Source organism: Agromyces albus (genome assembly GCF_030815405.1).
Lineage (GTDB): Bacteria > Actinomycetota > Actinomycetes > Actinomycetales > Microbacteriaceae > Agromyces > Agromyces albus_A.
On the sequence record NZ_JAUSWX010000001.1, the window covers coordinates 3,767,804 to 3,780,795 of the forward strand.

The 12,992-nt window shown below is 67.6% G+C and carries 15 protein-coding genes; 2 read left to right on the forward strand and 13 right to left on the reverse strand.

The window, feature by feature from the left end:
- Positions 1-91: 91 nt before the first annotated feature.
- From QFZ29_RS17855 to QFZ29_RS17865, 3 genes are read right to left on the reverse strand one after another with little or no spacing between them, the layout of a single operon-like run.
- Positions 92-1,465, reverse strand: a complete 1,374-nt coding sequence (locus QFZ29_RS17855; protein WP_306895623.1) for an NAD(P)(+) transhydrogenase (Re/Si-specific) subunit beta — start codon at positions 1,463-1,465, stop codon at positions 92-94.
- On the reverse strand, positions 1,462-1,842 hold the full coding sequence (locus tag QFZ29_RS17860) for an NAD(P) transhydrogenase subunit alpha (RefSeq protein WP_306895625.1): 381 nt from the start codon (positions 1,840-1,842) through the stop codon (positions 1,462-1,464). The genes QFZ29_RS17855 and QFZ29_RS17860 overlap by 4 nt, the downstream gene beginning before the upstream one ends.
- Positions 1,842-3,032, reverse strand: a complete 1,191-nt coding sequence (locus QFZ29_RS17865) for a Re/Si-specific NAD(P)(+) transhydrogenase subunit alpha (RefSeq protein ID WP_306895627.1) — start codon at positions 3,030-3,032, stop codon at positions 1,842-1,844. The genes QFZ29_RS17860 and QFZ29_RS17865 overlap by 1 nt, the downstream gene beginning before the upstream one ends.
- A 245-nt stretch (positions 3,033-3,277) precedes the next feature.
- Here QFZ29_RS17865 and QFZ29_RS17870 point away from each other — a divergent pair, with 245 nt between their 5' ends.
- Both QFZ29_RS17870 and QFZ29_RS17875 read left to right on the forward strand, forming a co-directional pair.
- Entirely contained in the window at positions 3,278-3,592 is a 315-nt protein-coding gene (locus QFZ29_RS17870; RefSeq protein ID WP_306895629.1) for a DUF1905 domain-containing protein, read from the forward strand.
- A gap of 101 nt (positions 3,593-3,693) precedes the next feature.
- A complete protein-coding gene (locus QFZ29_RS17875; protein ID WP_306895632.1) occupies positions 3,694-4,407 on the forward strand; it encodes an IclR family transcriptional regulator in 714 nt (237 codons plus the stop codon).
- On the opposite strand, the gene QFZ29_RS17880 is transcribed toward QFZ29_RS17875, so the two are convergent.
- The 10 genes from QFZ29_RS17880 to rpsF form a co-directional block, all read right to left on the reverse strand.
- The gene (locus QFZ29_RS17880; RefSeq protein ID WP_306895634.1) at positions 4,395-6,314 is read right to left on the reverse strand and encodes an FAD-binding monooxygenase; all 1,920 of its coding nucleotides are present in this window, start codon (positions 6,312-6,314) and stop codon (positions 4,395-4,397) included. The two genes, QFZ29_RS17875 and QFZ29_RS17880, sit on opposite strands and share 13 nt — an antisense overlap.
- Positions 6,315-6,527: 213 nt before the next feature.
- A complete protein-coding gene (locus tag QFZ29_RS17885; RefSeq protein ID WP_306895636.1) occupies positions 6,528-7,292 on the reverse strand; it encodes an ABC transporter permease in 765 nt (254 codons plus the stop codon).
- Positions 7,289-8,140, reverse strand: coding sequence for an ABC transporter ATP-binding protein (locus tag QFZ29_RS17890; protein ID WP_306895637.1), 852 nt, complete (start codon positions 8,138-8,140; stop codon positions 7,289-7,291). The genes QFZ29_RS17885 and QFZ29_RS17890 overlap by 4 nt, the downstream gene beginning before the upstream one ends.
- Positions 8,137-8,517 (reverse strand): DUF1048 domain-containing protein, encoded by a 381-nt coding sequence (locus QFZ29_RS17895; RefSeq protein ID WP_306895639.1) that lies wholly within the window; start codon positions 8,515-8,517, stop codon positions 8,137-8,139. The genes QFZ29_RS17890 and QFZ29_RS17895 overlap by 4 nt, the downstream gene beginning before the upstream one ends.
- A 2-nt stretch (positions 8,518-8,519) precedes the next feature.
- Positions 8,520-8,870, reverse strand: a complete 351-nt coding sequence (locus QFZ29_RS17900; RefSeq protein WP_306895641.1) for a PadR family transcriptional regulator — start codon at positions 8,868-8,870, stop codon at positions 8,520-8,522.
- A gap of 376 nt (positions 8,871-9,246) precedes the next feature.
- Complete coding sequence (dnaB, locus tag QFZ29_RS17905) at positions 9,247-10,620, reverse strand: replicative DNA helicase (RefSeq protein WP_306896800.1); 1,374 nt, start codon at positions 10,618-10,620, stop codon at positions 9,247-9,249.
- A gap of 556 nt (positions 10,621-11,176) precedes the next feature.
- Complete coding sequence (gene rplI, locus QFZ29_RS17910; protein WP_306895643.1) at positions 11,177-11,629, reverse strand: 50S ribosomal protein L9; 453 nt, start codon at positions 11,627-11,629, stop codon at positions 11,177-11,179.
- An 11-nt stretch (positions 11,630-11,640) separates the two neighbouring features.
- Positions 11,641-11,901, reverse strand: coding sequence for a 30S ribosomal protein S18 (gene rpsR, locus QFZ29_RS17915; protein WP_108596462.1), 261 nt, complete (start codon positions 11,899-11,901; stop codon positions 11,641-11,643).
- A 69-nt stretch (positions 11,902-11,970) separates the two neighbouring features.
- Positions 11,971-12,501, reverse strand: coding sequence for a single-stranded DNA-binding protein (locus QFZ29_RS17920; RefSeq protein WP_129520398.1), 531 nt, complete (start codon positions 12,499-12,501; stop codon positions 11,971-11,973).
- Positions 12,502-12,506: 5 nt separating this feature from the next.
- Entirely contained in the window at positions 12,507-12,920 is a 414-nt protein-coding gene (rpsF, locus tag QFZ29_RS17925; protein ID WP_129520397.1) for a 30S ribosomal protein S6, read from the reverse strand.
- Between the last annotated feature and the right edge of the window lie 72 nt (positions 12,921-12,992).

A 12,992-nucleotide genomic window follows, 5' to 3' on the forward strand; every position in this document is an offset into this window, starting at 1 on the left:
CTTTCATCCGATGGGGTACCGATCCATCCTACGCGCCGGGCCGAGCGCCGCCGTCTGAGGCACCGCGCAGCGCCGCGCGCCGCGCGCCGCTCTACAGCGCCTTCACCGCCGAGAGCACCTTGCCGAGCGAGTCCTTCGCGTCGCCGAACAGGAGGGTCGTCTGCGGCTCGAAGAGCAACTCGTTCTCGATGCCCGCGAAGCCCGGACGCATCGAGCGCTTGAGGAACACGACCTGCCGGGCGGCGTCGACCTCGAGGATCGGCATGCCGTAGATCGGCGAGCCGGGCGTGGTCTTCGCCGCGGGATTCACGACGTCGTTCGCGCCCACGACGAGCGCGACATCCGCCGTCTTGAACTCCCGGTTCACCTCGCTCATCTCCTTCAGCGCCTCATACGGGATGTTCGCCTCGGCGAGCAGCACGTTCATGTGGCCCGGCATGCGCCCAGCCACCGGGTGGATCGCGAAGATCACCTCGATACCGCGCGCCTCGAGCGCCGACTGCAGCTCGGCGATCGTGTGCTGGCCTTGCGCGACCGCGAGGCCGTACCCCGGCACGATGATCACGCGCTGGGCGTAGCCGAGGAGCACCGCGACGTCTTCCGCGCTCGAGGAGCGCACCGGTCGATCGGATGCCACGGTCGACCCGGCCGTCGAACCGCCACGGAAGGCGCCGAAGAGGATGCCCGCGACGCTGCGTCCCATCGCCGACGCCATCGCCCGGGTCAGGATCGTTCCGCTCGCACCCACGAGCGTGCCCGCGACGACGAGGAGCACGTTGCCGAGCACGAGCCCAGAGGCCGCGACGGCGAGGCCCGTGAACGCGTTGAGCAGCGAGATGACGATCGGCACATCGGCGCCGCCGACGGGCAGCACGAGGAGCACGCCCGTGGCGAGGCCGAGCACGATGAGCACGACCGCGATCCAGATGGCGCCCGTGAAGATGATGACGACGGATGCCGCGATCGCCGCCACGAGCACGGCGGCCATGATGACCGGCAGCCCCGGGAACACCACGGGCCTGGTCGTCATGAGCTCCTGCAGCTTCGCGAACGTCACCATCGAGCCCGCGAATGAGACGGCGCCCACGAGCAGGGTGAACACGATCGCGAGGCGCACCGACGGGTCATCCGAGTGCCCCAGTTCGAGCAGTGCCACGAGCGCCGCTGCACCGCCGCCGACCCCATTGAAGAGCGCGACGAGCTGGGGCATCTGCGTCATCTGCACCCGACGTGCCACGGGGGCGGCGATCGCTGAGCCCACGGCGATCGCCGCGATGATCCACGGGATGTTCTCGAGCCTCACCGAGAGGAACACGGTGACGACCGCGACGAGCGCTCCGGCAGCGCCGATGAGATTGCCGCGGCGGGCGGTCTTCGGCGAGCTCAGGCCCTTGAGCGCGAGGATGAAGCACATTGCCGCCGCGAGGTAGAGGATCGCCGTCCAGGTGGGGGAGAGCAGCATCATCGGCCGGCCTCCTTCGCGCCGTTGCCGGACGCCGCGGGGGCGGGCGGTGCAGCGGATGCCGCGGATGCAGCGGATGCCGCGGGCTCCGTGGGCTTCGACCTGCGCCCCCGGAACATCTCGAGCATGCGGTCGGTGACGACGAAGCCGCCGACGAGGTTCGCCGTGGCGAGCACGACCGCGAGCAGCGCGAGGGCGAGCGTCCAGCCGTCGCCCGCCTGGCCGGCGACGATGATCGCGCCGACGAGGATGATGCCGTGGATCGCGTTCGCGCCCGACATGAGCGGCGTGTGCAGAGTGCTCGAGACCTTCGAGACCACCTCGAAGCCCACGAACACGGCGAGCACGGTGATCGTGAGGAGAGCGATGCCGTCGTCCATCAGCGCGTTCCTTCCTGTCCGTCGGCCCCACTGGAACCACCTTCAGCAGTTACCGCCTCGAGCGCATCGGCGGTCGCCGGATGCCGCACCTCGCCGTCGTGTGTGAGGCACGCGTCCACCACCACCACGTCGGTGAAGTCGGGTTCGACCGAGCCGTCGTGCGTCATGAGGGCGAGGAGGTTCGCGACGTTCTTCGCGTAGAGACGCGAGGCGTCGCCGGGCATCGTCGACGCGGCATCCTTCATGCCGACGATCGTCACTGTTCCGCCGCCGTCGGTGGTCGGCACCGCAACATCCGATCCCGCGACCGAGCCCTCGACGTTGCCGCCCGACTCAGCGGCGAGGTCGACGACGACAGCGCCCGGCCGCATCGCGGCGACCATCTCGGCTGTGACGAGCAGCGGCGCCGGGCGCCCCGGGATCGCGGCGGTCGTGATGAGCACGTCGGCGTCGGCGACATGCGGGGCGAGCAGCTGTCGCTGGCGAGCGGCGCGATCGGCGCCGAGCTCCTTCGCGTAGCCGCCTCCCGCGTCGGCCGCGTCGAGATCGAGGTGCACGAAGGTGCCGCCCATCGACGCCACCTCGTCGGCGGATGCCGCACGCACGTCGTTCGCCGAGACCCGGGCGCCGAGCCGCTTCGCCGTTCCGATCGCCTGGAGCCCGGCGACCCCGGCGCCGAGCACGAGCACTTTCGCGGGTGGGATCGTGCCCGCCGCCGTCATGTAGAGCGGGAAGAACCGCGGCAACCGCATCGCCGCCTCGAGCACGCAGCGGTAGCCGGCGACGAGCGCCTGGCTCGTGAGGGCGTCCATCGATTGCGCGCGGGAGATGCGCGGCACGAGTTCGAGGGCGAAGGCCGTGATGCCGGCGTCGCGCAGGGCCTTCACGGTCGGCAGCTCCGTCGACGGCGAGGCGAGCCCGATCGTGACGGCGCCGCGGCGCAGGCGCGCGGGCGTCTCGGGTTCGAGTGGCCGCACGTGCAGCAGCACGTCGAGATCGCCGAGTTCGATGGCGTCGACGACGTCGGCGCCGGCGGCCTCGTAGGAGGCATCCGAATGACCGGATTCCTCGCCCGCGCCGTGCTCTACGAGCACTTCCAGGCCGAGCCCCGCCAATTGGCGCACGGTATCCGGTGTGGCGGCGACCCTCCGCTCGCCGCTACGTCGCTCTCTCGCGATGCCGACCCTCACGGGCGCTCCTCTCGACAGGGGAGTGCAGCGGTGTCGCTCGCGGAGAGGTCCGGGCGGCGGCGCTGCACGTGTCGTTCAGCGTACGTGGCGACGCGGCATCCGCTCGATGATTCGCCCGATTCCCGCGCGAAAGATGGCGGGTTCCTTCACTGTGCGGAACTTTCTTGCGTGTCTTGCGTCGCGTGCTGTCGAGATCGCGGGCCGCGGCTCCGACTCACTTGTACACCGGATTCAAGGAGGAGATCATGGTCACCATGACGAGCGCATCGCACGCGCGAGCGGAGATCGGCCCGATCGACGTGTCATTCGATGCGGTACTCGAACGCAGCCCTGCGGCAGGCGGCTGGACCTACGTGATCTGGCCCCGCTCGGCCGAGTTCTTCGGCACGCGAGGACTCGTCAAGGTCGAGGGGACGGTCGACGGCGTTCCGTTCCTCGGTTCGTTCATGGCGCTCGGCGATGGACGTCACAAGCTGGCGGTCACAGCGCCCGTACGTCGCGCGATCGGCAAGGAGGCCGGTGCAACGGTGCAGGTGACGCTCACGGCGCGGCGGGCCTGACGTTCGATTACCGGTCGAGTCGTCCTAGTATCGAACGAGCGGGAGTGGAAGCGAGCGAGCGTCGCAAGCATCCTGCCCGGCATCGCAGGAGGGCACGGCTCATGGCAGGAAGCGCGACAACGCCGGCGGGTTCGCAGACGCTGAGTCGCGGCATCCGGATGCTCGAGATCCTCGCCGCCGCCGACCGGAACCTCTCGATCGACGAGCTCGCGGGCGCACTGGGCGTGCATCGCTCGGTGGCGTATCGACTGCTGCGCACGCTGGAGGATCACGGCCTCGTGACGCGCGACGCCGCCGGTCGCCTCGCTCTCGGAACGGGCCTCGCGGCGCTCGCCTCGGGGGTGGCACGCGACCTCCAGCAGCTCGCGCTGCCTGAGCTCAACGACGTCGCGAACGAGCTCGGCATGACGTGCCTGCTCGCCGTGCTCGTCGACACCGATGAGGCCGTCACGCTCGTGAGCGCGTCGCCGCGCCAGACGGTGGCCGTCGTGTCGTACCGACCGGGCCACAGGCATCCGATCACCCGCGGCGGTCCAGGCAAGGCGATCCTGCTCGGCCTTCCCGAGAGCGCGTGGCCGTCGGACATGCCCGGCGAGCTCCGCGACGAGATCGCCGACAGCCGTGCGCGCGGCTATGCGCGGAGCCACGACGAGGTCGTGCCGTCGCTCAGGTCGGTCGCCGTGCCACTGACGCTGCCGGGGCAGCCGCCGGCGGCGATCGCGGTGATACATGTCTCGTTCCCGCGACCCGAATCCGAGATCGCCGACCGCCTCAAGCTCGCTGCCGAGAGCGTGGCACGAGCCTACGGCGCCTGAACGGCAGGCCGGCCGGCACGAAGGATGGGCTCGAAGAAGGCGGCCAGCTCGTTGGTCGCCGTGAGCGGCAGCACGTTCGCGACGTACTGGTCGGGACGCACCACCACGACCGCGCCGGCGCGGTCGATCCCGCGCGACTCGAAGATGTCGTCGGCGGGGTCGGCGGCGTACACCTTCTCGTAGTCGATGAGCTGGAACGGCCCGGTGCGCGGCAGGAACAAGTCGGGCACGACCCCGAGGTCGACCTCGGTGTACGGCTGCTGGGTGATCAGCTTCACGTCGAACCACGCATCGCGGTCGGCGCCCTCGGGGGTCGCGGTAACCGGCGAGTCCGGTGACGTCGCCATCCACTCGGCGAGATCGAGGACAGCGGATGCCGCTCCCGGCCGCGACTCGCCGACACCTGCCGCGTCGGCGAACACGTAGATGCGCCACCGGCCGTCGGCCGTCGCGTGGTGGCCGAGGTGCACCGGGTTGCCGTCGCACACGCGGGTGACCATGGCCGACTTGAACCGCTTGCCGATCGGGTAGCCCTCGGCGAGCGGCTGGTGCGTCGCGTCGGCGACGATCAACGAGGGCGCGTACTGCGTCATGAACCCGGCGGGGAACTCGAACGTGCGCGCGTAGAACTCCTCGAGCTCCGACGGCGAGGCGAACTCCTCGGGCTTCTTCGCCATCATCGCCGACCACTGCTTGTCGAAGTCGATGAGGCTCTGCGCCACGACCTGGCGTTCGGCGGAGTAGGTGGCGAGCAGGCTCTCGGGGGCGCGCCCCTCGAGCACGTGGCCGAGCTTCCAGCCGAGGTTCCAGCCGTCCTGCATCGACACGTTCATGCCCTGGCCGGCCTTGGCGCTGTGCGTGTGGCAGGCGTCGCCGGCGATGAACACGCGCGGCGTGCGCGTGCCGACGGCATCCGTCTCGACGTCGTGGAACCGGTCGGTGAGGCGGTGACCCACCTCGTACACGCTGTGCCACGCGACGTTCTTCACGTCGAGCGTGTACGGGTGCAGGATCTCATTCGCCCTGGCGATGACCTGCTCGATCGTGGTCTCGCGCACGTGGTGATGGTCGTCGAGCGGGACCGCGCCGAGGTCGACGTACATGCGGAACAGGAAGCCGCCCTCGCGCGGGATGAGCAGGATGCTGCCCGCCTCCGATTGGATGGAGGCCTTGAGCCGGATGTCGGGGAAGTCGGTGACCGCGAGCACGTCCATCACGCCCCACGCGTGGTTGGCCCGGTCGCCCTCCATGTGGCATCCGATCGCCGCGCGCACCTTGCTGTGCGCGCCATCCGCCCCCATCACGTACTTGGCGCGCACGGTGCGGCGCTGGCCTTCGCGCTCACCGGCGGTGTGCACGAGGGTGACCGTCACCGGGTACTCGCCCTGCTCGGCGTTCTCGAGGCTCTCGAATTCGAGCCCGTAGTCGGGCTTCGCGCGCGTGGGCGAGTTCGCCATCACCTCGGCGAAGTAGTCGAGCACGCGTGCCTGGTTGACGAGAAGGTGCGGGAACTCGCTGACGCCGCTCGGGTCGTCGGGGGTGCGCTTCGCCCGCACGATGCGCGACGGATCGGCGGGATCGGGCTTCCAGAAGACCATCTCGGTCTGCCAGAAGGCCTCGGCGACGATGCGCTCGGCGAACCCGAATGCCTGGAACGTCTCGACGCTGCGTGCCTGGATGCCGTCGGCCTGGCCCATCTCGAGCCGACCGGGGCGGCGGTCGATGACGCGGGTCACGACGTCGGGGAACTGCGACAGTTGCGCTGCGGCGATCATGCCCGCGGGCCCCGCGCCGACGATGAGCACGTCGACCTCGTGCGGGAGTTCCTCGGGGCGGTCGATCCCGACACCCGCGACGGGCTTCACGCGCGGGTCACCGGACACGTAGCCGTAGTGGTGGAACTGCACGACTTCTCCTCACTTCGTTGTGGGCACTGCGGATGCTTCGAGTTGCACGTTCGATAATAGAACGCCGGGTTCTGATATCGCTCAGCCCATCGTAAGCCCCTGCGTCGTGACGGACAACCATTCGACGACGGTGGACGACGAAAGCCGCCCGCGTCCCCAGGGGAGGCGGGCGGCTTTCGTCGTGGTCGTGCCGTGCGCGAGCAGCGCTCGGTCTCAGCTGATCTTGCGACGGTAGACGGCGATCGCGAAGGCGTAGGCGACGACGAGGATGCCGACGAGCCAGGCGAGGGCGATCCAGATGTCACTTCCGACGGGTTCCTGGGCGAACAGGGCGCGAATGGAGTTCACGACCGAGGTCACGGGCTGGTTCTCGGCGAACCAGGCGACCGGCCCGGGCATCGTGTCGGTGGGCACGAACGCCGAGCTGATGAACGGCAGGAAGATCAGCGGATAGCTGAAGGCGCTCGCGCCGTCGACGGTCTTCGCCGAGAGCCCCGCGATCACGGCGAGCCAGGTCAGGGCGAGGGTGAAGATGACCAGGATGCCGGCGACCGAGAGCCAGACGGCCACGGATGCCCCGGTGCGGAACCCCATGAGCAGCGCAACGCCGATGACGATCGCAACCGAGACCAGGTTCGCGACCAGGGAGGTGAGCACATGCGCCCAGAGCACGCTCGACCTCGCGATCGGCATCGACTGGAAGCGTTCGAAGATGCCGCCCTGCAGATCGAGGAACAGCCGGTACGCGGTGTACGCGATGCCAGACGCGATCGTGATGAGCAGGATGCCGGGGAGCATGTAGTTGACGTACGACTCGTCGGATCCGGTGTTGATTGCTCCGCCGAGCACGTACACGAACAGCAGCATCAGCGCGATCGGGGTGACCGCGGTGGTGATGATCGTGTCAGGGCTGCGGAGGATGTGGCGCAGCGAGCGGCCGGTGAGGACGCCGGTGTCGCCGAGGACGTGGGTGGTCATCGGAGTTCCTTTCCTGCCGGGACCGTCTCGGTGCGGGCGGCGGCGGCGGCGGTATCAGTGTCGGTCTCGTCGGTTTCGCCGGTCTCGCCGACGAGGGCGAGGAAGACGTCCTCGAGGGAGGGCTGCTTCTCGATGTATTCGACCTTGGCGGGCGGGAGGAGTTGCTTGAGTTCGGCGAGGGTGCCGTTCTGGATGATCGTGCCCTTGTGCAGGATCGCGATGCGGTCGGCGAGCTGCTCGGCCTCGTCGAGGTATTGCGTGGTGAGCAGCACGGTCGTGCCGTCCTTCGCGAGTTTCTTGATCGTCTGCCACACCTCGATGCGCGCTTGAGGGTCGAGTCCGGTCGTCGGCTCGTCGAGGAAGATGATCGGCGGGTTGCCGATCAGGCTCATCGCGATGTCGAGCCGGCGTCGCATGCCACCCGAGTACGTCGCCGCTTTGCGACTGCCTGCTTCGGTGAGCGAGAAGCGGGCGAGCAGGTCGTCGGCGATCGCACCCGGGTTCTTCAGGTGACGGAGCTTGGCGATCAGCACCAGGTTCTCCCGGCCGCTGAGCACTTCATCGACCGCGGCGAACTGGCCGGTCAGGCTGATCGACTCGCGCACGTCGCCGGCGTTCGTGGCGACGTCGAAGCCGTACACCGTCGCGATGCCCGCGTCGGCCTTTAATAGCGTCGACAGGATCCGCACGAGCGTGGTCTTGCCTGCGCCGTTCGAGCCGAGCAGCGCGAAGATGCTTCCCGCCTTCACGTCGAAGTCCACGCCCCGCAGCACGTGCAGTTCCTTGAAGGACTTCGTGATGCCCTGCACCCTGATCGCGGGGCCGAGGGCCTGGTTGGAGGTGGTCATGCGTTCGTCTCCTTTCCGTTCTCGCTGGTCGCGGTATCGATCGCCTTGATGAGGCGAGCGCGCTCCTTGTCGATCCAGTGCGCACCGCCGTAGGACTGTGCGAACGTCTCGGCGAACTCGACCGGGTCATCGCCGACGATCGCGCTCACGGGCGTTCCGTCGATGGCGGCCCGCTCCCAGAGGTCGGCGGAGTCCCCGAGCATCGTGACGAGGGTGTCGCCGTCGGTGATGCCGCCGTAGTACATGAAGTACCGATCGAGTGCCTTCGCAGCGGTGCGGTGCGGCTCGGGGAGGGCCTCGATCCGGGCCTTGTACTGCTTGTACTGCTTCTTCTGCTCGAGCGAGCCGGTGAGGGCTTCGATCCACTTCGCCGCCATGATTACGCTCCTTCGTCCTGTGTGTTCTCGATGTTCTGGTGGAGCTGTTCGATCCGTTCTGCGAGGAAGCTCCATGTCCTCCAGAACTCTTCGAGGTACTCGCCGCCCCGTGCGTTCAGCGTGTAGACCTTGCGCGGCGGCCCCTTCTCTGACGGAACCTTCTCGACGTCGACGAGGCCGCGCTGTTCGATCCTGACCAGCAGGGCGTACACGGTGCCTTCGGCGAGGTCGGAGAAGCCCTGGTCGCGCAGCCGGGCCGTGATCTCGTAGCCGTATGCCGGCTGCACGGCCAGGATCGCGAGGACGATGCCCTCGAGCGTGCCCTTCAGCATCTCCGTCGTTTGCTTGCTCATGGAACCCCTCCTCTCAACTACTCGGTGTTGCTGACTACTGGTACATAGTAGGCATGAGTACCGGTAGTTAGCAACACTGAATAGCGGTTTTTCTTGGAGGGGCCTTTCTCGGGTCTCCCGCGTCTTCGCACCCAAGGCTCGAGTACTCGAGCTCGACGGCGGCATCGCTCGAGCGTCTGTCCGAGGACAGTGCGCGCTGGTACGCCGAGCTCATCAGGACCCGCCGGATCCCAGCCCGACTACTTCCAGAAGTTCTTGCGCCAGGTGGGCGACGCAGGTCGCTGCCGCTGCGCGTCCATGCGATATGGCCGACCGGCCAGGTGCCGGCCATCCTTCATGGAGCCTGCCACTTCGCGTAGCTCACACAGGGTGGGGCTCAGACCTGCACCATGTCGGCGAACCTCGAGAAGTGCCCGTGGAACGCGACCGTGATCGTGCGCGTGGGGCCGTTCCTGTGCTTGGCCACGATGAGGTCGGCCTCGCCGGCGCGGGGGTTGTCGCGCTCGTAGGCGCTCTCGCGGTGGAGCAGGATCACCATGTCGGCGTCTTGCTCGATCGAGCCCGACTCGCGCAGGTCGGAGAGGGCGGGGAGCTTGTCGGCGCGCTGCTCAGGACCACGGTTCAGCTGCGAGAGCGCGATGACTGGAACCTGCAGCTCCTTGGCGAGCAGCTTCAGCGCACGCGAGAACTCGGAGACCTCCTGCTGGCGGCTCTCGACTCGCTTGCCGCTCGTCATGAGCTGGAGGTAGTCGATGACGACCATCTTCAGGCCGACCCGCTGCTTGAGGCGCCGGCACTTCGCCCGGATCTCGACGAGCGTCATGTTCGGCGAGTCGTCGATGTAGAGCGGGGCGTCGTTGATGCGCCCGCGCGTCGAGGCGATCGTGGTCCAGTCGCGGGAGTCGACGGTGCCCTTGCGCATGCTCTGCAGGGGAACGGATGCCTCGGCGGCGAGCAGGCGCATCGCGATCTCGCTGCGCCCCATCTCGAGGGAGAAGAAGATCGTGGGCTGGTCGTTGCCGATTGCGGCGGCGCGGGCGAAGTCGAGGGCGAGCGTCGACTTACCGAGTGCAGGGCGGGCGGCGACGATGATCATCTGACCGGGGTGGAAGCCGTTGGTGAGGTCGTCGAGATCGGCGAAGCCCGTGGGCACTCCGGTGAACTTGCCGTCGGTGTGCTTGGCTGCCTCGATCTCGTCGATCGCGGCCGTCACCGCGTCGGTGAGCGGAACGTAGTCTTCGCTCTCGACCGAGCCAGTGACCGAGTAGATCTCGGCCTGGGCGTTGTTCACGAGCTCGACGACCTCGCCCTCGCCCGCATACCCCATCTGCACGATGCGGGTGCCCGCCTCGACGAGGCGGCGCAGCAACGCGCGCTCGGCGACGATCGAGGCGTAGTAGCCCGCGTTCGCCGCCGTGGGCACAATGCCCGTGAGCGTGTGCAGGTATTCGACGCCGCCGGCACGCTGCAGCTCACCGGTCTTCGTGAGTTCATCGGTGACGGCGATGACGTCGGTGGGCTCGCCGTGCGAGTAGAGCGAGAGGATGGCGTTGAAGACAAGCTCGTGCTTCGGCACGTAGAAGTCGACGCCGCGGAGCGTCTCGACGACATCGGCGACCGCGTCTTTCGAGAGCATCATGCCACCGAGCGCGCTCTGCTCGGCCAGCAGGTCGTGCGGGGGAGTGCGTTCGCCGCTTCTACGGGGTTCACCGTCGTGTGGTTCGGCGAGCCCGATGTGCGCGATCGACAACTCGATGACCTCCGATTTCGACTCCGCCGGGCGAGCAACCCGCGCCCGCAACTCCAGTGTGGTCTGACCCTCTGACATGAGTGGGCCGACCGGGTGGGAACCCGCTGATCGAAGGACGCTGCTTCACGATATGGAAGCGCTGCCAACACCACAAGCCAGCCTGTGGATAACTCTGGGGACAAACTGGGCGAAACGCCGAAGAAGGTGTGCACTCAGCCTGTGGAAAACTGTGGAATTCTGGCGAATTACACGGGTTGAATTCTGAATCGATCAGGTGTTTTGTGTTTCCACACCTGTGAACGAAAAGTTCTTCAGAAGTCCACCCTCACGTGTCCCCCACCTGTGTACAACATCGTGGGAAACGCGAACGCGGACTTGCGCTCGCACCGCCAGCGGGTGTAGGCCAGAGGCGGACAGGAACGCGGTCGAGCACCGCGCACGACACTTGCAGACTTCGCCGGCATGGGGGCCCCGAAGGCACGCTGATGGCGCCCGAAGACGACGAAGCGGCGGCCCGAGCCGAAGCCCGGACCGCCGCCGTGTTCGTGCGTGCGAGTTACTTCGCCGCGACCACCTGAAGGGTGATCGTCGCAGAGACCTCGTCACGGAGGCGAACGGTCGCCTCGTGGTCGCCGGTCGCCTTGATGGGGGTCGGGATCTCGATCTTGCGCTTGTCGAGCTCGCCGAGGCCGGCGGCCGCGACGGCAGCCGCGACATCCGCCGTCTTCACCGAACCGAAGAGGCGGCCGCCGAGGCCCGCCTTCACGGACAGCTTGACCTTGCTCGACTCGAGCTTGGCCTTGAGGGCCTGCGCGTCTTCGAGCGAGTGCAGCTCACGTGCAGCGCGGGCTGCCTTGATCTGCTCGATCTGCTTCTCGCCACCGCGCGACCACGCCACTGCGAAGCCCTGGGGGACGAGGAAGTTGCGAGCGTAGCCGCTCTTGACCTCGACAACGTCGCCGGCCGTGCCGAGGCCGGTGACCTCGTGCGTCAGAATTACCTTAGCCATTGTCGTGCTCCTTAACGGCCGGAGCCCGAGTAGGGCAGGAGGGCCATCTCGCGCGCGTTCTTCACGGCGCGGGCGATGAGGCGCTGCTCCTGCACGGAGACACCGGTGATGCGACGGGCGCGGATCTTTCCACGCTCCGAGATGAACTTGCGAAGGGTCGCGACGTCTTTGTAGTCGATGATGCCGACCTTGATCGACTTCGCGGGGGCGGCGTTCTTCGCGCCCTTCCCGCGGGTCGGCTTGCGGCGATCGCCGCTGCTCTTTCCAGCCATTTCTGATCCTGTCTTGATGATGCGCGGGTCGAGGAGGTCGCGCAGCGACCGTCTCGAATCCGCTGAGTACTAGAAGGGTGTCTCGTCGCCGAAGCTCGTGCCCGGAGTGTTCCAGACATCGCCGCCGGCACCGCCTGCGGAAGCGCCCGACTGCGTCGCCGGAGCGCTCGGCGCCCACGGCTCGTCGGTGCCGCCGCCGCCCCCGAAGGAGCCGGCAGCGCCGCCGCGGTTGGACGACGCAGCGCGCGTCACAGACGCGGTGGCGTAGCGCAGGCTCGGGCCGATCTCGTCGACCTCGAGCTCCATGGTGGTGCGCTTCTCGCCTTCCTTCGTCTCGTAGGAACGCTGCTTGAGACGCCCGGAAGCGATGACCCGGGATCCCTTGGTGAGTGAACCGGCCACGTGCTCGGCGAATTCACGCCAGACGCTCGCGCGCAGGAACAACGCTTCACCGTCTTTCCACTCGTTCGCCTGACGGTCGAACGTACGGGGAGTGGATGCGATGGTGAAGTTGGCAACCGCCAGTCCGTTCTGCGTGTAACGCAGCTCGGGATCTGCAGTGAGGTTGCCCACCACGGTGATGATGGTCTCGCCGGCCATGGGGACTAGGCGTCCTTCTGGGCGGGGGCCTTGGCTGCAGCTGCAGCCTTCGCACCGGCCTTGGCGGAAGCGGCGGCCTTCTTCGCGGCCTTCTCCTCCTGCGCCTTGGCGTGAGCGGCGACCTGGGCGATGGCCTCTTCGGCGCGGAGCACCTTGGTGCGCATGACAGCCTCGCTGAGGTTCAGCTGGCGGTCGAGCTCGTTGGTGGTCTTGGACTCGGCGGTGAAGTCGACGACGGCGTAGATGCCCTCGGCCTTCTTGTTGATCTCGTAAGCCAGACGACGACGTCCCCAGATGTCGACCTTGTCGACGGTGCCGCCATCATTTCTGATGACGTTGAGGAACTTGTCAAGGCTGGGAGCAACGGTGCGCTCATCGATCTCGGGATCGAGGATTACCATCAGCTCGTACTGGTGCATGACTAACCCACCTCCTTCGGACTAAAACGGCTACAGACTCTCTGCAGCAGGAGGGTTGTGCATACGTCGACC